Raw genomic sequence first — 17,309 nt, forward strand, 5'->3', positions numbered from 1 at the left:
ATTGATCGATATTATTGATTGATTGTGATTAAAAGTGCATTATCAGGACGTTATGATCAATTGGAGTGGTCTTATGCACTATCATTTCATCGCGGAACCGATGAGAGACACAACAGATAAGTTGCTGGGTGTTGAGATGCTCGCCCGCTTCACCTCTGAGACGGTTCATCCGTTACACGCAGATTCCATCATTTCGGCATGGAGTAGCGAACAAAAACGTAATTTCATGCTTGAGCAAATTCGGTTAATTGCAGAAAAGCGTAATTGGTTCGAGAACAATAATCTGCTCTGTACGCTAAGCCTTATTGATGAAATGGCGCTATTAGCAATTGGTGATCCCGTCATTAAGTCGGCCTTGCATTCCATGCCCTTTATTGCGCTGGAACTCTCAGAACGCTTTCTGTCGAATACAGTTTGCCTGAACAACCTGCTGATTAATTCGCTGAGTGATGGCCCAAATGCCTTGTGGTTGGGCGATCTCGGATCTGGCAGTATTGGCGCGAGTCCGCTGGTGTGCGGCCGTTTTGACGTTGTGAAAATGGATCGCGACTTCTTCCTGTCACAGGTAGAAAAAACAATTTTCCCGGTGTTGATTAAAAATATCAGGGGATATTGCGAGCGCGTTGTGGTTGAGGGGATAGATACGACCCATCTTATCGAGGAAGTCTGCACCGCCGGCGTTTGGGCGATGCAGGGTGAAATTTTCCCGTCAGTCACGTTCTCTGAGGTTGACGCGCTACTCTTGCCCCGGTTTTGTCACTGATGACAGAACGGATAGCCCTCCCGTCCTGGTGGGCTATTATCTGATTAACGGTCTTTCCGCCAGGCATCGGCGGTAAGCGCCTCGCCAAAATGCCCTGCAATAAGACGACGAGTCAGCTCATGTAGCGGAGAGGCCAGCACGTCTGCCGTACTGCCGCGCTCGACAACTTCGCCCTGATGCATGACTAACACCTGGTCGCTGATGTGTTTCATCATCCCAATATGTTGGGTCACATAGATATACGAAATCCCTTGTTTTTCCTGTAATTCCAGCATCAGGTTGATGAGCTGTGATCGCATCGACATATCCAGAGAAGCCAGCGCTTCGTCGGCGATAATAACTTTTGGCCGCAAAATCAGCGCACGGGCAAGGCCCAGACGCTGTTTTTGCCCTGGGGCCAGCATATGCGGATAGTAGCTAACATGATCGGGTAGCAGACCTACCATACGCATAGTTTCCACAATCTGTTTGCGGCGCTGTTCAGGCTCCAGATCGGTATTCAGGCGTAACGGAAAATCGAGGATCTGTGAGATACGCTGCCGTGGGTTTAGCGACGTTGACGGATCCTGGAAAATCATGCGAATACGCTGACTACGAAATGAATAATCGCCATATTTTAGCGGATGATCGTCAATCAGCAGCTCGCCGCTGGTCGGCTCAACCATCCCAGCCAGCATTTTCGCCAGCGTGGACTTGCCTGAGCCGTTCTCGCCAATAATAGCGAGCGTTTGACGTTCACGCAGCGTAAAGCTCAGCGGTTTAACGGCTTCGACGGTCTGGCGGCGAAATAATCCCGTCCGGTAGCGGAAGGTTTTGCTCAGATTACGCACTTCGAGCAGGGTTTCTACCATCTCACTCTCTCTCCATATTCAGCGGGAAATGACAGGCGTAGAGATGATTCTTTGCTCCGGTCAGTCTTGGGGTTTCAATGCATTCGCGCTGCGCATAAGGGCAACGCGGCCCCAGACGACAGCCGATGGGCAACTGTTCTAACAACGGAATTGCTCCTGGCATGGTATTCAGGCGGCTTTTATGCGGCATTGCGCTACCAAAATCAGGAATGGCGCGAATCAGCGCTTGCGTATAAGGGTGATGAGGTATCGTCACCAAATCTTTACTGGGCGCGGTTTCCACCGTTTGTCCGCAGTACATTACGTTGATTTTGTCTGCCCATTGGCTGAGCATTTGCAGGTCATGGCTGATCAACAAAATGGTGGTATTGCTGTTTTGATTCAGTCGAGTCAGCAGACGAAAAATTTGCGCCTGGGTTGTGGGTTCCATCGCATTGGTGGGTTCATCTGCAATCAGCAGGCGAGGTTGGTTTGCCAGTGCGATGGCGATCATGACCTTCTGGCACTCACCGTCGGTCAGCTCATAAGGGAAACTGCGCATGGCATCTTTATGATCTTTTATCCCGACGCGGTGCAGCAGTTCAATCGCGCGGCGTTTGCGCCAGCCGATACGTTGCCACCAGCGCCCCTTGTAAGTCCAGGCGGGAATGTTTTGCATCAGTTGGCGTCCAATACGTTCAGACGGATCCAGACAAGACTGCGGCTCCTGAAAGATCATGGACACGTTATGACCGACCAGCTTACGTCGCTCGCGGGCGGAAAGGCGCAACAGGTCGATATCATCAAAACGCATGCGGTCCGCGGTAACGCGCCAGTTATCTTTGGCGACGCCGCAGATGGCCTTAGCGATCAAACTTTTACCTGAACCCGATTCACCGACCAGTCCACGGATCTCACCTTCGTTTAGCGTCATGCTGACGCGGTCCACTGCTTTCACCCAGTCGTCACCGGTCCTGAACTCGATAGTCAGGTTGCGGATATCCAGTAATGGCATTATTCCACCCCCGCAATAATTGCGCGGCGTACGCCGTCACCTAACAGATTTACCAGCAGCACACTTATCATAATTGCCGCTCCGGGCAGCATGACGGTCCACGGCGCAACATAGATCAACTCCAGCGCATCGCCGAGCATGGCGCCCCATTCTGGGGAGGGCAGTTGTGCGCCGAGATCAAGGAAGCCCAGGGCAGCGATATCCAGAATCGCCATTGACAGTGCTCGGGTGATTTCAGTGATAAGACCGGCAGTGATATTCGGCAGAATTGCAAACCACAGGATATTGAGCGTGCTCGCGCCATCCAGACGAGCAGCAATGACATACTCTTTTTCCAGCTCGTCATGCACCATGCTGTAGACGGAGCGCACCATACGCGGCAGTAAAGCCAGCCAGACGGCGAACATCGCATGCGTCAGATGTGGCCCGGCAAAAGCCACCACAATAATGGCCAGCAGTAGCGATGGAATTGACAGCAGGGTATCCAGAATGTGGTTCAGCACCGCTGAGCGTAGTCCGTGCGTTGCCCCGGCAACCACGCCCAGCAACAGACCGCAGAGTGTGGCGGCGAGGGTAACGACAAACGCACCGCCAACGGTCGGGGCCGCGCCGCTGAGCAGACGGCTTAATACGTCGCGGCCCAGATCGTCAGTTCCGAGGAAGAATGACACTTCGCCATAGCGTGACCAGGACGGTGGCAACAGTTGGTAGCCAAGAAATTGCTGATCGATGCCGTAAGGGGCAAACCAGCCACCAAACACACACAGAATGACCAGTCCCGCACAACCGTACAGACCCACCATCGCAGAAGCATCGCCATAAAAATTACGCCATGCGGTGCGTAGCGTTCCGGGTGGGCGCTTCTCGCTATATACGCTATCGTAAGGCATACCATTCCTTATGTTTCAGAGGGTTAGCCATAGCACCCAAAATATCAGAGATGACGTTAACGATAATAACCAGGGAGCCAATCACCATCACACCCGCCGAAATAGCGGCGTAGTCTTGCTGGCGAATCGCGTTAATCAACCAACGTCCCAGCCCTGGCCAGCTAAAGACCATCTCGGTGATCATCGCCAGCGTCAGCATGGTGGAAAACTGTAATCCAAGACGAGGAATGACCGGCGGAAGTGCGTTGTGCAATACGTGGCGACGCAGAATGGTGAAGCGTGACAAACCGCGCGTGGCTGCCGCTTTGACATAGTTCTGATCGAAGACCTCAATAGTGCTGATACGCATCAGGCGAATGACCTCCGTGGTGGGTGCGACGGAAAGCGTCAATACCGGAAGCACCATATGACGGATTGCGCTAACCAACATTTCGTCGCGCCAGGGGGAGTCAGAGATCCACGCATCAATAATGGCGAAACCGGTCACCGGTTTTACTTCGTAAAGTAGATCGAAACGTCCCGAAACGGGTAACCAGCCGAGAGTCAGTGAGAAGAGGAGCGTCAGCAGCAGCGCCAGCCAAAAAACGGGAATGGAAAACCCCATCAGAGCCAATGCGCTGATGCAGCGATCCTGCCATTTATTACGTGTGATGCCGGCCAGCATGCCGATGGGGATCCCGACCATCAGCGCAAACCCAAAGGCAAGAATACACAGCTCCATCGTGGCTGGGAAAACCTCTTTCAGCTGTTCTGAGATTAACTGACCGTTAATACTGGAAACGCCAAAATCCCAGTGGATCAGACCGTTGAACCAGAATATCCAGGCGTTCCACAGCGATGCGCCTTGTAACGGCGCATGGGGGGTGAAGTAGCTCAGGCTGAACCCAATGAATGTCAGGAAGAACAGGGTGACCAGCAGCAATAAGAAGCGGCGCAGGGTGAAGATAATCATGGTTTTTTCACCTCATCAGTCTTTTCCCTGGAAACCCCGGCAAAGGACGCATTCCCGAACGGACTTAGCACCAGACCTTTGATGTCATAGCGGTAAGCCTGTAGACGCAATGATGAGGCCAACGGCAGGATCGGCAACTCTTGCGCCAGGATATTTTGTGCTTCGTCATAGGCGTCAATACGCGAGGAGAGCTGCTGCGAAGACAGCGCTTTGCGTAAAATGCTGTCGAACTGCGGATTGCACCAGTGTGCGAAGTTAGTCTGTGAGTTGATGGCGGCGCAACTGAGCAACGGTCGGAAAAAACTGTCAGGATCGTTACTGTCCGTCGCCCAACCTGACAACGTCAGATCATGGTTCATATCCATTAATCGCGCCTCCTGAAAACGACCTTCAACCGGGATGATCTTCACTTTCACACCCACCTGCGCCATATCTGCCTGGATCAGTTCCGCTGTTTTCAGCGGACTCGGATTCCAGGCCTGAGAGCTGGTCGGGACCCACAGTTGCAACGTCAGGTTCTCAAGTCCCAGTGCTTTTAGCTGCTCACGGGATTTAGCCGGGTTGTATTCAGTAATCTTAGCTTCGTTGTCATAAGCCCACGAGGCGCGGGGCAAAATAGATGCTGCAGTTTCTGCCGTACCGTAGTAGATAGACTGCATCAGACGCTGGTTGTTAATGGCCAGTGCCAGCGCATGCCGCACTGCGGGGTTATCCAGCGGCGGTTTATTGGTGTTGAATGCCAGATAGGCAATGTTCATTCCAGGACGCAGCGTCAGGCGCAGGCGTGGGTCATCACGTAATATGGTGAGCTGACTGGCCGCGGGCCAGGCCAGAACGTCGCACTCCCCGGTCAGGAGCTTTGATAACCGTCCGGTGCCGCCTGAACCGAGATCCACAACGACCTGTGGCATCAGGGGCGTGCCGCGCCAGAATTTTTCGTGACGTTGTAGACGAATATATTGCCCCGCGCGGTTTTCTGAAAGCAGGAACGGTCCGGTACCGACGGGCTGCCTGTCGAGTAATTCCTGGCGATCCTGTTTGGCCAGTTGTGTGGCATATTCAGCCGACATTACAGAGGCATAGTGTGTCGCCAGATGCCACAGGAAGGAGGCATCTGGCTGAGTCAGACGAAATTCAACCGTGTTGTTATCCAGCTTGCGCACGCTTTGCACGTTATCAGCGAATTGCAGGCTATCGAAGTAGGGAAAGCTGCTGCCATTGACGTTGTGCCACGGATGGTGACGGTCAAATATGCGCTCGAAGGTAAATACCACATCATCTGCATTTAGCTTACGGGTAGGCTTAAACCAGGCCGTCTTTTGAAACGAAACGTCGCGGCGCAAGTGGAAACGGTAGGTTGCGCCGTTGTCCAGCACTTCCCAGCTCTCAGCCAGTTCTGGCACCAGTCGGTAGGTGTACGGATCCACATCAAGTAGCCGGTCATAGAGTTGGGCTGCCAGAGTGTCGACAATCAGGCCGCTGCTCGCTTTCTGTGGGTTGAATGTATTGACTTGCCCGCTGACGCAATAGACAAAGCCGCTGTCACGAATATCAGCGTGCGTGGTCTGCAGAGGCGCGGCAACAGCCTGACCACTCAGAAGTCCAGCCATTACGATCAGAGTTGATAAAACCAGGCGCATAATTTTAAGGGACTATGAATAAAGAAGCTATCTTACTAATATTTAATGACATTCGCCATTACCGTTTGAGTTTGGGGGCAACCATACAGTTAGTCGCAAATTCTACGTCGCGGCCTGGTCAATATTCATACCAGCGCTCCACTTTGAATATAACTCATAAACTATCTTAGCATTTTCATGCCTCATCTGACCCGTAATAAACGAAGCGCGAGTTTCATGAGGGTATAGCTATGCCAAATTTATGTGCTGGGGTGTCGCAAGTACCGAAACGTAAGGAAGGGATAGCGTTAAAGAGATTCGGGAAGGGGGACAGAAATCATATGCATGCTGAACTATAATCATTCAGGTAGTGGGTTATGTTAAATACAGAGCATCAATGCCAAAATATCTAATTATTTCATTGTATTAATTACTCATTTATTTAACGTCTTTATTTTCTACACCCGGCGTATGTTAATGGTTTCTATTGGTTATTACAGGTGATTTGACTATCCGGTTATCAATGACCTTCTTGTGGCCATCTAACCATTAATGGAATGATTACTATGAAGAAATTACTTGGTTTTGCTTGTTCACTGATCCTTTTATCGGGCCCCGTTTTTGCGACTCCGGCCCCAGAATGTGTGAAGGTGAACAAAGCGCAAATCGAAGCGCTATTCGACAAGTGGAATGAATCACTGAAAACGGGTAACGCGAAGACAGTATCTGAAAATTATCTTAGTGATGCAGTATTACTTCCCACGGTGTCAAATAAAGCCCGCTTAACAGATGCTGAGCGTGAGGATTATTTTGAACATTTTCTGGCAAAGAAACCGACCGGGAAAATTGACAGTCGTACCATTCGTCTTGGCTGTAATAAGGCGATTGATGCTGGTACCTATACCTTCACCTTCGCAGACAAATCGACTGTTTCGGCCCGTTATACGTTTACTTACGCATGGGATGGGAAGGCGTGGAAAATTTCCACCCACCACTCTTCAGCAATGCCTGAAGGGTAACAGAACAGATACGTAGGGGGCGGGGATTCACCGCTCCCAGGTGTATTGCGGGCTTGATTAACCAGGGCTAACCGCCCAGACCGTTCCATGATCAAAGAGGCCTGGTAACTATCTATCTTAACGCCTTGTAAATCGACGCCCCGAATATCTAAATCACCCAGTTCAGAATTGGTCAGATCGCAATGCGTGAAGTTCGCTGCTCGCCAGTCAAACGACCAACTTATTCGCCGATAGCGTTAGCCTGACGGGCGTACAGGTATGCGGTTGCTCTGGACACTCCCAGATGCTGCGCCACCGTATCCATGGATTTTCGTACGTTCAGTAAACCTTCCTTACGCAATTGTTGAATCAGTACCTTTCTGTCTTCTGTTTTCAGCGCTCGCGCCGTTGTTGCACGTTCAGCCGCAAAGTTATCAATACGCTGGCGAATCACTTCATTACTGCCAGGATCGAGGTGTTCGCTGACAGGTGAGCACTCGGTTTCAGTAAACCGTGCAAGCGCACTCTGCATCCCGCGAAATAGCGTCATATCAACATTCAGGCATAGCGCCGCGATGTATTTGCCTTGTTCGTCCTTGATGCCAATAGAGGTACTTTTTACCGGGCGACCATCAGCAAACTGATTGCTGTAGTTGGCAACGATGTTAGGAAAATCAGGTGATGCGATCCGCGCCAGTCCAAGCTCCGTTGCGGGCTGGCCAGCTTTGCGACCGGACAGATTATTATGTATGGATAAGATCGCATGCTCAGGGTTCTTGAGGTCATGAACCACAACCTCGCAAAACGGAGAGAAGGTATCGCTCAGTCCTTTGGCGATGGTTTCAATTTGATTGAGTAGCGAGTTATCGTCGGTTTTTGGCATGCCAGTCTCCTGCAGTGATGCCTGTTGCCATTATGGCGGCCAGTTTACAGCGTCCTGGGGCTTCTTTTCCAGACTGGAACAGGCGTATAGCGATAAGGTATCCGCACCGCAGATACCTTAATGAGATTACCCTGCAAGGAATTCACTGTAGCGGTTGATATCAACATTGCCACCACTGATGATAATGCCGATTCTCTTTCCCCGAAGGCCTGCTTTTCGCGCTCTCGCGGCGGCAAAACCAAGGCAGCCTGTTGGCTCCACGACCATTTTCATTCGTTCCGCGATAAATTTCATTGCGGCAATTAATTCATCATCTGAAACCGTCAGAATATCGTTAACATGTTTCTGGATCAGTGGAAAGGTATGCTGTCCTAGATGTTGGGTTTGCGCGCCATCTGCAATGGTTTTCGGCGTATCGATGTGCACAATTTTGCCACTGCGAAACGACTGTTGACCGTCGTTGCCTGCCTCAGGTTCCACACCATAGATAAGACAATCAGGGGACAAGTGTCGCGCGGCCAGTGCGGAACCAGATAGAAGACCGCCACCACCCAGACAAACAAAAAGGGCATCCAGAGCACCAACTTCTTCAATCAGTTCTTTCGTGGCAGTACCCTGGCCTGCAATAACGTGCGGGTGATCGTAAGGTGGGATCAGCGTTAGTCCCTGTTTTTCTGCCAGATCCCGGCCAATTTTTTCACGATCTTCAGTATAACGGTCGTACATCACGACATGTCCGCCATACCCTTTCGTGGCAGCAACCTTAGCGGCTGGCGCATCGTGCGGCATGATAATTGTCGCCGGAATACCCAGCAATTTTGCTGACAGGGCAATTGCCTGAGCATGGTTTCCGGATGAAAAAGCCACGACGCCGGCTGCTCTCTGTTCTGGCGTAAACTGGCGCAAAGCATTCATCGCGCCGCGAAACTTAAATGCCCCCATCCGCTGGAAGTTTTCGCATTTGAAGAAAACGTCAGCGCCAAACTCTTCATTCACCGTTCGTGATGTCATAACCGGTGTCTTGTTCGCATAACCTGCGATACGCTCAGCGGCCGCGGCAACATCGTGGTAATCAGGTAGTGTCATTTCAGTCATTGTTGTTCACCTGTAACAGTTAATAGTCACACTTGTTGTGCTAACGCAATGGCTTCAATTTCTACGGCAAAGCCGTAATGAAGCTCTGCAACGCCAGCGACAGCACGGGCTGGACGGGAATCACCGATCCATTCGCCGTAGATCCGATTAAACGTCGGCCACTGATTAATGTCCGTGACATAGACGCGTACCGATACCAGGTGCTGACGGGAAACGCCGGCTCCTGCCAGACAAGCATCAACATTCTGTAGAGCCAGTCTGGTCTGTTCTTCAAAAGAAGCATCCGCTTTTCTTTCGCCATTAGTCGTGACAGGTAGCTGTCCAGAAATGAAAACGAATCCTCCGGCAGTCACACTATGTGAGTAATGGCCTGCTGGCGGGAAGCTATCCGTGGTTGTGTTCTGGGTAATATTGGTGGGCATGGTTCAATCTCCAGCTTAAGTATTGATGATTCATTTAGTATAAAATAATACTGTTTGTATTATTTTATACACCATCGTCATCCTGGCATCCAGTCTCTTTTTTCAACGACATGGCCCAGTGGACGACGTAAAACGATCGGCATACCCGCTGAAATGCTTGTATAACGTTAGGATTTATGGCTGTGATGTCGGGCAGGAATGATGAGTGCGCAGAAATGATTTTTTGCTTTTACTCGTGGTCGGGAGTTCAGCTGCAATTCACCGACAGTTGTATAAATTGATACTTTATGTATTGATTGTGTTGACGCCCGCAATGCCCACTTCTGGCGCGAAGTGGGCAGGGGAAAGATCAGAAAGCAGGCTCGGGAAGTATTTTATTTAAGCAACTTTGACATTAAATCAGGGAACGCTGGTACATCTGTTTCCAATGAGAACGCAGGGTTAATAGCCTTACGGGCAATCAGTCCGTCAATAAATGCAAACAGAATAATGGTTATCGCTTGTGGGTTAATATCCTGACGAAACTCTCCTGCGGCGATACCTTGCGCAATTATTCCCGCAATGCTTTGTCGCATGATGTTATCACTGGCGATAAACGCTTCCCTGAGTTCCGGATTGCGTGCCGATTCGGCCATGATCTCTATCCAAAGGTTGTGCGTGACAGGGTAACCGACATCGCTTATGCAAGAAACGACCTGCTTGCAAAGACGATCAAAAAACGATCCGCTACAGGGCTCATTATGGGCAGCCAGCGCAGTGTTTTGCTCTTCCAGAACGATTGCCCGAATAAGCTCATCCTTACTTTTGAAGTAAGTGTACATGGCTCCCTGGCTGATACCTGCACGCGTGGAAATTTCGCGCACGCTGGTTGCATTGAATCCTTTCTCAGCAAAACAGGCTGCGGCAGCGGTAATAAGCTTATGGTAGGTTTCAGTATTCTTTAGCATATCGACCTTTATCTTTGAATCTATGGCGAAACTTTACCGTGCTTTGAGGCCTGGAACCAGCGATGAGATTTATTGATATCTTGCGTTACTTCATGAGAGGTAATGCACTGAGCATGTTCTTCAGGTTCACCATATCCCACGGCAGATGTTCAGCAATGGTAAGCCCGACGGCCTCGGCGTTTGCAGTGGCAAGATTAACCAGTTTAAGCACCTCTTCAATAGTCAGCTTACCCTCGGCCACATCGCCAAAATCATGTTCCCCTCGGCCTGGTTTGGCGAACAAAACAGAACGGAAAAGTGACGGGTCCAGAACATCCAGATCAATATGAATCGCCAGATATTCAATGTGTTCGCGGGCAATCCATTCCATGACCTCGTTGGCACCGTTTTTGACATCATCAGGGCCAGCCGTCGCAATCCGGTGATGGGCCAGATAGTCGCTTTCGTATATCAGTGGATTGTGAATGCCGGCAATCATAATTTTTGACGGCGAAACCTTGTGTGTGACGTGGTCCACTAAATCTTTATCGCCCGTGCCAATCAGTGCGCCAAGTACATGGGCATGCGCATTTGGATACTGTTCAGCCGTCTGCACGTCGGGGTGAGAGTCGATCCAAAGCACGCCCAGCTTATCACCGTACTTATTCAGCAGATGCGCGAAGGGCACCAAAGAAACCAGGCAGTCACCGCCCAATACGACAATCGCGTCGGGATCGTGTTTTTCAATACGCGTCACCGCATCGTTCAACTGTTTAAGAATCTGTGGTTTACCAGTAATACCATCTATTACACTCAGCGGCTCGCTTTCAGGTAAAGCAACCGGAACATCCTCGACGGGGCCTTTCGCTTCAGGCGAGAGAAAGGACAACAGAAGTGATCCGAGATGATAGGGGGGATTGTTGCCTCCCTGCCACTGGGGGAAGGAAAGTCGAAGCGTTTTTTTAGCCATAATTTACCTGCTGTCAGTTTCTAAAGAGGATCCTCAAGGCGTATCCGTGTTGGTCGCCTTGTAATGATTATGTGAATGAACGCTCATTCATTATGGAGTCAGTATGAAACTTATGCAAGAATGATGATATGTGGGAACCGTTAAACGGTACTATTTCAATGTGCTTTGTGGAGGATTTTGCACATGAAGGCGCTTAACGGTCGGTAATGCATCGCTAAATCTGGTGTTTTTTAAGCAACGCGCGGAGCTGATGGTACGTCAGCCCAAGCAGTTCGGCGGCCTTTTTCTGGTTAAATTTTGCCTGTTGTAGGCTGGTTTGCAGAAACGTCTTTTCTTGCTGTTGCTGGAATGCGCGCAGATCCAGCGGTAACGTTGCCGCTGTAGAGGGGGTTTCCTGCTGCTGAACGTCTGTAGTGTGGCGCTTAAACGGATCTATCACTACCTCGTCCAGCGGATAATCGCTGGTACCATGTCGGTATACTGAGCGTTCAACAACGTTTTTCAATTCGCGGATATTGCCCGGCCAGCGATAGTGGAGAAGTGTTTCTCTGGCTTGTGTGCTAAAACCGGGAAACAGCGGTAATCCAATCTCGCGGCACATTTGAATCGCAAAATGTTCGGCCATCAACATGATGTCGCTTTTACGCTCCCGTAAAGGTGGAAGTTGCACGACATCAAAGGCCAGTCTATCCAACAGGTCTGCGCGGAAAGTACCTTCTCTGACCATTCTCGGTAAGTCGGCATTGGTGGCACAGACCAGGCGCACGTTAACCTGCAGCGGCTGGCTACCGCCTACGCGCTCGAGCTCTCCATACTCAATAACGCGCAGCAATTTCTCCTGTACCAACATCGGTGCGGTTGCCAGTTCATCAAGAAAAAGTGTGCCACCGTCGGCGCGCTCGAAGCGGCCAGGATGGCGTTTTTGCGCTCCGGTAAAAGCGCCAGCTTCATGGCCGAAGAGTTCGGAATCGAGTAAATTTTCGTTCAGCGCCGCACAATTAAGAGAAATAAACGGTCCTTGCCAACGAGTGGAAAGGTAGTGCAGACGGTTGGCGATTAACTCTTTTCCTGTGCCACGCTCACCGATAACCAGCACGGGTTTTTCCAGGGGGGCCAGATGGGAGACTTGTTCCAGCACTTCAATGAAGCTGTTTGCTTCCCCCAGAAGAGTATCTTTGTATCCTGCCATGATGAAATTCACCATTTGTTAGTGTTATTCACCAATTTACCCTAATTATCTCGTCAGGTAAAATTAGATATTATCTTTAAAATCAATAATATAAAAAGTTGGCACGACAAGTGCATTATGGAAGCAGCAGGGCATTGCCCGATATCAGAACAGTAAGTGAGGATTACATTATGGGTATTTTTTCTCGTTTTGCCGACATCGTGAACGCCAATATTAATGCGTTGCTGGAAAAGGCCGAAGATCCGCAGAAACTGGTGCGGTTGATGATTCAGGAAATGGAAGACACGCTGGTTGAGGTTCGATCTAACTCAGCGCGTGCACTGGCAGAAAAAAAACAGCTGTCCCGCCGGATTGAACAGGCCAGTGCGCAGCAGGCGGAGTGGCAAGAAAAAGCTGAGCTGGCGCTGCGTAAAGAGAAAGAAGATCTGGCGCGTTCTGCATTAATTGAAAAGCAGAAACTGACCGATTTAATTGCCTCTCTGGAGCATGAAGTGACGCTGGTTGACGATACGCTGGCGCGGATGAAAAAAGAGATTGGTGAGCTGGAAAATAAACTCAGTGAAACCCGGGCTCGTCAGCAGGCATTGATGTTGCGTCATCAGGCGGCGAGTTCTTCTCGTGATGTCCGTCGTCAGTTGGATAGCGGCAAACTGGATGAAGCAATGGCCCGCTTCGAATCTTTTGAGCGCCGTATTGATCAGATGGAAGCGGAAGCCGAAAGCCATAACTTCGGTAAGCAAAAATCTCTGGATCAGCAATTTGCTGACCTGAAAGCAGATGATGAAATCAGCGAGCAGCTGGCGCAGCTTAAAGCCAAAATGCAGCAAGACAAGCAATAATAACATCTGGCGGTGCCCGAACGCGCCGCCGCTCATCACCTGTAAGGAGTACTCATGAGCGCGCTATTTCTGGCCATTCCGTTAACTATCTTTGTGCTGTTCGTTTTGCCGATCTGGCTCTGGTTGCATTACAGCAATCGTTCCAGCCGTGGTGAACTGTCGCAAAGCGATCAGCAACGTCTGGTAGAGCTCAACAATGATGCACAGCGTATGCGTGAACGTATTCAGGCGCTGGAAGATATCCTTGATGCCGAACATCCAAACTGGAGGGACCGCTAATGGGGGGCGTTAACCTGAACAAAAAGCTGTGGCGTATCCCGCAGCAGGGCATGGTTAAAGGGGTCTGTGCTGGTATTGCGCACTATCTTGATGTCCCCGTGAAGCTGGTAAGGATCCTGGTGGTACTGTCAGTCTTTTTTGGTCTGGCCTTTTTCACCGTAGTTGCCTATATCGTGTTGACGTTTGTGCTGGACCCAATGCCGGACAACGTCGTATCCGGCGACCAACAGCCATCAAGCGGGGAACTGCTAGATTCCGTCGATCGTGAACTGGCCGCGAGTGAAAAGCGTTTGCGTGAAATGGAGCGTTATGTGACATCGGACACCTTCACACTGCGCAGTCGTTTCCGTCAATTGTGAGGATTGAAATGAATAATCGCTGGCAACGTGCCGGGCAAAGGGTTAAGCCGGGCTTTAAAATAGCAGGCAAGCTGGTACTTTTGACTGCGCTTCGCTACGGCCCCGCAGGTGTTGCGGGGTGGGCGGTGAAATCAGTGGCCCGCCGTCCGTTAAAAATGTTGCTGGTGTTGGTACTGGAGCCATTATTGAGCAAGGTTGCCAGGAAAATTTCCCAACGCTACGGCCAGTGATAGCATGCTCGCAATATTTCCTTAAGATCAAGTATATAGTGTTAGGTGACTTTCCATCATTTAACGGAACGATACTATGTTGAAAAAAGGAGTATTCGCACTAGCGCTGGTCATCGGGATGCCGGTATTTGCGGCCGAGCACTGGATTGATGTTCGTGTTCCTGAACAATATCAGCAGGAACACCTTCAGGGGGCCATCAACATCCCTTTAAAGGATTTGCAGGCACGAATTGCGGCAGAAGTCCCTGATAAGACCGACACCGTGAAGTTGTATTGCAACTCAGGTCGTCAATCCGGGATGGCAAAAGATATGCTGACCGGGATGGGCTATACACAGGTAACCAACGAAGGCGGTATTAGCGGGATTCATCTTCCTAAAGTAGAGAATAAATAATCCGCATGCTTTCTTTTGGCTAAAGGCGACATGAATGATGTCGCCTGATTTCTTTCAGGGAGTTGATAACTCAGTATTAAACCTTATGTTTGCTCCCTGTTTGTTATAATTTCTTCGGTTCCTTCAGCATAACGGGATGGCGATGAAGCGACTTAAAAATGAACTCAACTCGCTGGTTAATCGCGGCGTAGATCGGCATCTGCGCCTGGCTGTCACCGGACTTAGCCGCAGCGGTAAAACAGCGTTTATTACCGCAATGGTAAACCAGTTACTCAATATTCATGCCGGTGCACGCCTGCCGTTGCTCAGTTGTGTGCGTGAAGAGCGTCTGCTTGGCGTAAAGCGGGTTCCTCAGCGCGATTTTGGTATTCCGCGCTTTACCTATGATGAGGGACTGGCGCAGCTTTATGGCTCTCCGCCAACCTGGCCGACGCCAACGCGTGGCGTCAGTGAAATTCGCCTGGCGTTGCGCTACAAATCCAACGATTCTTTGCTGCGTCACTTTAAAGATACGTCCACGTTGTACCTGGAGATCGTCGATTATCCGGGGGAGTGGCTGCTCGATTTACCGATGCTGGCCCAGGATTACCTTGGCTGGTCACGGCAAATGACCGGATTATTGCAGGGCCAGCGAGGTGAATGGTCGGCCAGATGGCGGCAGCTATGCGAGGGGCTTGACCCGCTGGCGCCTGCTGACGAAAACCGTCTGGCGGAAATCGCCGCGGCGTGGACAGATTATCTGCATCAGTGCAAACAGCAGGGATTGCATTTCATTCAGCCCGGGCGCTTTGTGCTGCCGGGGGACATGGCTGGCGCACCTGCGCTGCAATTTTTCCCGTGGCCGGATGTTGATGCTTTTGGTGAGTCAAAACTGGCACAGGCGGATAAACATACCAACGCAGGTATGTTACGCGACAGGTTTAATTACTACTGCGAAAAGGTCGTGAAAGGGTTCTACAAGAATCACTTCCTGCGCTTTGATCGCCAAATTGTGCTGGTCGATTGCCTGCAACCGCTTAACAGCGGACCACAGGCGTTTAACGATATGCGACTGGCGCTGACACAACTGATGCAAAGTTTTCATTATGGTCAGCGCACGTTGTTCCGCCGGTTGTTCTCGCCGGTAATCGATAAGTTGCTGTTCGCTGCCACCAAGGCCGACCACGTTACGGTCGATCAACATGCCAATATGGTGTCGTTGTTGCAGCAATTGATTCAGGACGCCTGGCAAAATGCTGCGTTTGAAGGCATCAGTATGGACTGTCTGGGACTGGCATCGGTGCAGGCAACCACCAGCGGCCTGATTGATGTGAAGGGCGAGAAGATCCCCGCGTTGCGCGGCAATCGCCTGAGCGACGGCGAGCCGTTGACCGTCTATCCGGGAGAAGTCCCAGCGCGTTTACCGGGCCAGGCTTTTTGGGATCGCCAGGGTTTCCAGTTTGAAGCCTTTCGCCCGCAGGTCATGGATGTAGATAAACCCTTACCGCATATTCGCCTGGATGCCGCGCTGGAGTTTTTAATAGGAGATAAATTGCGATGAGCGAGCCGTTAAAACCGCGTATCGATTTCTCAGGTCCACTGGAAGTGGAACCAAACACGGCATTTAAAGCACAGCAAATGTTCAACGATACGGAGGCGCAGACTTTTTCTCCGGCGACAGTGGATGAACCACTGGAAGACGAAGGTCAGGCAGAAGCCGTTATTGATGCGGCCCTTCGCCCTAAACGCAGTCTGTGGCGCAAGATGGTGATGGGCGGGTTGGCACTGTTTGGCGTAAGCGTTGTCGCTCAGGGTGTGCAGTGGACCATGAACGCCTGGCAGACTCAGGACTGGGTCGCGCTGGGGGGCTGTGCTGCGGGTGCGCTGATTATTGGCGCAGGCGTTGGGTCGGTGGCAACCGAGTGGCGTCGGCTGTGGCGTTTGCGTCAACGCGCACACGAGCGTGATGAAGCGCGTGATCTGTTACACAGTCACGGAACCGGAAAAGGCCGCGCATTTTGTGAAAAGCTGGCGCAGCAGGCGGGTATCGATCAGTCTCATCCTGCGCTACAACGCTGGTATGCCTCTATCCATGAAACGCAGAATGATAGGGAAGTTGTGAGCCTGTATGCCCACCTGGTGCAGCCAGTGCTGGATGCGCAAGCACGACGTGAGATCAGTCGTTCTGCGGCGGAATCCACGCTGATGATTGCCGTCAGCCCGTTAGCGTTGGTGGATATGGCGTTTATTGCCTGGCGAAATCTGCGGTTGATTAACCGTATAGCTACGCTGTATGGCATCGAACTCGGCTATTACAGCCGCCTGCGCCTGTTTCGTCTGGTACTGTTAAATATCGCTTTTGCCGGGGCCAGCGAGTTGGTGCGGGAAGTGGGGATGGACTGGATGTCGCAGGATTTAGCGGCCCGGTTATCCACGCGTGCCGCGCAGGGTATTGGCGCGGGCTTGTTAACCGCGCGTCTGGGGATTAAAGCGATGGAGCTGTGCCGTCCATTACCGTGGATTGATGATGATAAACCGCGACTGGGGGATTTCCGCCGTCAGTTGATCGGTCAGGTGAAAGAGACCTTACAAAAGAACAAATCCCCGCGTGAAAGTTGAGTAAATACGGGTGCCGATCGTATAACTTTACGCCCCGGCGCCCAATTTTCCAGCGTGC

The 17,309-nt window shown here is 51.1% G+C and carries 20 protein-coding genes and 1 pseudogene; 9 read left to right on the forward strand and 12 right to left on the reverse strand.

The genetic code is table 11. The features are described from left to right. Positions 1 to 73: 73 nt before the first annotated feature. Positions 74 to 763: an EAL domain-containing protein gene (locus tag EHN13_RS07620; RefSeq protein ID WP_048212578.1), complete on the forward strand. Its 690-nt coding sequence runs from the start codon at positions 74 to 76 to the stop codon at positions 761 to 763. A gap of 44 nt (positions 764 to 807) precedes the next feature. On the opposite strand, the gene sapF is transcribed toward EHN13_RS07620, so the two are convergent. The 5 genes from sapF to sapA are packed head-to-tail and all read right to left on the reverse strand — an operon-like array spanning position 808 to position 6,090. Beyond that, positions 808 to 1,614 (reverse strand): peptide ABC transporter ATP-binding protein SapF, encoded by an 807-nt coding sequence (gene sapF, locus EHN13_RS07625; RefSeq protein WP_048211509.1) that lies wholly within the window; start codon positions 1,612 to 1,614, stop codon positions 808 to 810. Between the two features lies 1 nt (position 1,615). After that, a complete protein-coding gene (sapD, locus tag EHN13_RS07630) occupies positions 1,616 to 2,608 on the reverse strand; it encodes a peptide ABC transporter ATP-binding protein SapD (protein ID WP_003020556.1) in 993 nt (330 codons plus the stop codon). Continuing rightward, the gene (sapC, locus tag EHN13_RS07635; protein ID WP_005126480.1) at positions 2,608 to 3,498 is read right to left on the reverse strand and encodes a peptide ABC transporter permease SapC; all 891 of its coding nucleotides are present in this window, start codon (positions 3,496 to 3,498) and stop codon (positions 2,608 to 2,610) included. The genes sapD and sapC overlap by 1 nt, the downstream gene beginning before the upstream one ends. Beyond that, a complete protein-coding gene (gene sapB, locus EHN13_RS07640) occupies positions 3,485 to 4,450 on the reverse strand; it encodes a peptide ABC transporter permease SapB (protein ID WP_005126482.1) in 966 nt (321 codons plus the stop codon). The genes sapC and sapB overlap by 14 nt, the downstream gene beginning before the upstream one ends. Beyond that, the gene (sapA, locus tag EHN13_RS07645; RefSeq protein WP_101742276.1) at positions 4,447 to 6,090 is read right to left on the reverse strand and encodes an ABC transporter substrate-binding protein SapA; all 1,644 of its coding nucleotides are present in this window, start codon (positions 6,088 to 6,090) and stop codon (positions 4,447 to 4,449) included. Before sapA ends, sapB begins: the two co-directional genes overlap by 4 nt. A gap of 545 nt (positions 6,091 to 6,635) precedes the next feature. Here sapA and EHN13_RS07650 point away from each other — a divergent pair. After that, entirely contained in the window at positions 6,636 to 7,088 is a 453-nt protein-coding gene (locus tag EHN13_RS07650; protein ID WP_116360036.1) for an SgcJ/EcaC family oxidoreductase, read from the forward strand. Between the two features lie 74 nt (positions 7,089 to 7,162). Here the strand turns inward: EHN13_RS07650 and EHN13_RS07655 are convergent. From EHN13_RS07655 to pspF, 7 genes and pseudogenes are all read right to left on the reverse strand, one after another. Continuing rightward, positions 7,163 to 7,303, reverse strand: a pseudogene (locus EHN13_RS07655) (pentapeptide repeat-containing protein); the annotation flags it as partial. 5 nt (positions 7,304 to 7,308) lie between these two features. Beyond that, positions 7,309 to 7,950, reverse strand: a complete 642-nt coding sequence (locus EHN13_RS07660; protein ID WP_101742275.1) for a helix-turn-helix transcriptional regulator — start codon at positions 7,948 to 7,950, stop codon at positions 7,309 to 7,311. Positions 7,951 to 8,076: 126 nt separating this feature from the next. After that, entirely contained in the window at positions 8,077 to 9,045 is a 969-nt protein-coding gene (locus tag EHN13_RS07665; RefSeq protein ID WP_101742274.1) for a threo-3-hydroxy-L-aspartate ammonia-lyase, read from the reverse strand. 26 nt (positions 9,046 to 9,071) lie between these two features. Continuing rightward, positions 9,072 to 9,467: a RidA family protein gene (locus EHN13_RS07670; RefSeq protein ID WP_048211514.1), complete on the reverse strand. Its 396-nt coding sequence runs from the start codon at positions 9,465 to 9,467 to the stop codon at positions 9,072 to 9,074. Positions 9,468 to 9,841: 374 nt separating this feature from the next. Further along, positions 9,842 to 10,414, reverse strand: coding sequence for a TetR/AcrR family transcriptional regulator (locus EHN13_RS07675; protein ID WP_048211515.1), 573 nt, complete (start codon positions 10,412 to 10,414; stop codon positions 9,842 to 9,844). Positions 10,415 to 10,499: 85 nt separating this feature from the next. After that, complete coding sequence (locus tag EHN13_RS07680; RefSeq protein ID WP_101742273.1) at positions 10,500 to 11,363, reverse strand: arginase family protein; 864 nt, start codon at positions 11,361 to 11,363, stop codon at positions 10,500 to 10,502. 214 nt (positions 11,364 to 11,577) lie between these two features. Further along, positions 11,578 to 12,567, reverse strand: coding sequence for a phage shock protein operon transcriptional activator (gene pspF, locus EHN13_RS07685; RefSeq protein WP_167469985.1), 990 nt, complete (start codon positions 12,565 to 12,567; stop codon positions 11,578 to 11,580). 155 nt (positions 12,568 to 12,722) lie between these two features. Here pspF and pspA point away from each other — a divergent pair, with 155 nt between their 5' ends. The 7 genes from pspA (at position 12,723) to EHN13_RS07720 (ending at position 17,251) form a co-directional block, all read left to right on the forward strand. Further along, entirely contained in the window at positions 12,723 to 13,391 is a 669-nt protein-coding gene (pspA, locus tag EHN13_RS07690; protein WP_003020532.1) for a phage shock protein PspA, read from the forward strand. A gap of 54 nt (positions 13,392 to 13,445) precedes the next feature. After that, positions 13,446 to 13,670 carry an envelope stress response membrane protein PspB gene (gene pspB / locus EHN13_RS07695; protein ID WP_048211519.1) on the forward strand — a complete coding sequence of 75 codons (225 nt, stop codon included), beginning with the start codon at positions 13,446 to 13,448 and terminating at the stop codon, positions 13,668 to 13,670. Continuing rightward, the gene (pspC, locus tag EHN13_RS07700; RefSeq protein ID WP_048211520.1) at positions 13,670 to 14,029 is read left to right on the forward strand and encodes an envelope stress response membrane protein PspC; all 360 of its coding nucleotides are present in this window, start codon (positions 13,670 to 13,672) and stop codon (positions 14,027 to 14,029) included. The genes pspB and pspC overlap by 1 nt, the downstream gene beginning before the upstream one ends. An 8-nt stretch (positions 14,030 to 14,037) precedes the next feature. Continuing rightward, positions 14,038 to 14,259, forward strand: a complete 222-nt coding sequence (gene pspD, locus EHN13_RS07705) for a phage shock protein PspD (protein WP_040230893.1) — start codon at positions 14,038 to 14,040, stop codon at positions 14,257 to 14,259. 76 nt (positions 14,260 to 14,335) lie between these two features. Further along, on the forward strand, positions 14,336 to 14,653 hold the full coding sequence (gene pspE / locus EHN13_RS07710; RefSeq protein WP_048211521.1) for a thiosulfate sulfurtransferase PspE: 318 nt from the start codon (positions 14,336 to 14,338) through the stop codon (positions 14,651 to 14,653). Positions 14,654 to 14,795: 142 nt separating this feature from the next. Then, on the forward strand, positions 14,796 to 16,193 hold the full coding sequence (locus tag EHN13_RS07715; RefSeq protein WP_048212579.1) for a YcjX family GTP-binding protein: 1,398 nt from the start codon (positions 14,796 to 14,798) through the stop codon (positions 16,191 to 16,193). Next, positions 16,190 to 17,251, forward strand: coding sequence for a YcjF family protein (locus EHN13_RS07720; RefSeq protein ID WP_124021166.1), 1,062 nt, complete (start codon positions 16,190 to 16,192; stop codon positions 17,249 to 17,251). The genes EHN13_RS07715 and EHN13_RS07720 overlap by 4 nt, the downstream gene beginning before the upstream one ends. Positions 17,252 to 17,309: the final 58 nt, after the last annotated feature.

The sequence above is a fragment of the Citrobacter youngae genome (assembly GCF_003818115.1).
In the GTDB taxonomy this organism is placed as follows: Bacteria; Pseudomonadota; Gammaproteobacteria; order Enterobacterales; family Enterobacteriaceae; genus Citrobacter; species Citrobacter youngae.

Excerpts from the sequence above, each read along its gene's own strand:
- EHN13_RS07620 (WP_048212578.1), top strand. The coding sequence starts at position 74 with ATGCACTATCATTTCATCGCGGAACCGATGAGAGACACAACAGATAAG.
- sapF (WP_048211509.1), bottom strand. The coding sequence starts at position 1,614 with ATGGTAGAAACCCTGCTCGAAGTGCGTAATCTGAGCAAAACCTTCCGC.
- sapD (WP_003020556.1), bottom strand. The coding sequence starts at position 2,608 with ATGCCATTACTGGATATCCGCAACCTGACTATCGAGTTCAGGACCGGT.
- sapC (WP_005126480.1), bottom strand. The coding sequence starts at position 3,498 with ATGCCTTACGATAGCGTATATAGCGAGAAGCGCCCACCCGGAACGCTA.
- sapB (WP_005126482.1), bottom strand. The coding sequence starts at position 4,450 with ATGATTATCTTCACCCTGCGCCGCTTCTTATTGCTGCTGGTCACCCTG.
- sapA (WP_101742276.1), bottom strand. The coding sequence starts at position 6,090 with ATGCGCCTGGTTTTATCAACTCTGATCGTAATGGCTGGACTTCTGAGT.
- EHN13_RS07650 (WP_116360036.1), top strand. The coding sequence starts at position 6,636 with ATGAAGAAATTACTTGGTTTTGCTTGTTCACTGATCCTTTTATCGGGC.
- EHN13_RS07660 (WP_101742275.1), bottom strand. The coding sequence starts at position 7,950 with ATGCCAAAAACCGACGATAACTCGCTACTCAATCAAATTGAAACCATC.
- EHN13_RS07665 (WP_101742274.1), bottom strand. The coding sequence starts at position 9,045 with ATGACTGAAATGACACTACCTGATTACCACGATGTTGCCGCGGCCGCT.
- EHN13_RS07670 (WP_048211514.1), bottom strand. The coding sequence starts at position 9,467 with ATGCCCACCAATATTACCCAGAACACAACCACGGATAGCTTCCCGCCA.
- EHN13_RS07675 (WP_048211515.1), bottom strand. The coding sequence starts at position 10,414 with ATGCTAAAGAATACTGAAACCTACCATAAGCTTATTACCGCTGCCGCA.
- EHN13_RS07680 (WP_101742273.1), bottom strand. The coding sequence starts at position 11,363 with ATGGCTAAAAAAACGCTTCGACTTTCCTTCCCCCAGTGGCAGGGAGGC.
- pspF (WP_167469985.1), bottom strand. The coding sequence starts at position 12,567 with ATGGTGAATTTCATCATGGCAGGATACAAAGATACTCTTCTGGGGGAA.
- pspA (WP_003020532.1), top strand. The coding sequence starts at position 12,723 with ATGGGTATTTTTTCTCGTTTTGCCGACATCGTGAACGCCAATATTAAT.
- pspB (WP_048211519.1), top strand. The coding sequence starts at position 13,446 with ATGAGCGCGCTATTTCTGGCCATTCCGTTAACTATCTTTGTGCTGTTC.
- pspC (WP_048211520.1), top strand. The coding sequence starts at position 13,670 with ATGGGGGGCGTTAACCTGAACAAAAAGCTGTGGCGTATCCCGCAGCAG.
- pspD (WP_040230893.1), top strand. The coding sequence starts at position 14,038 with ATGAATAATCGCTGGCAACGTGCCGGGCAAAGGGTTAAGCCGGGCTTT.
- pspE (WP_048211521.1), top strand. The coding sequence starts at position 14,336 with ATGTTGAAAAAAGGAGTATTCGCACTAGCGCTGGTCATCGGGATGCCG.
- EHN13_RS07715 (WP_048212579.1), top strand. The coding sequence starts at position 14,796 with ATGAAGCGACTTAAAAATGAACTCAACTCGCTGGTTAATCGCGGCGTA.
- EHN13_RS07720 (WP_124021166.1), top strand. The coding sequence starts at position 16,190 with ATGAGCGAGCCGTTAAAACCGCGTATCGATTTCTCAGGTCCACTGGAA.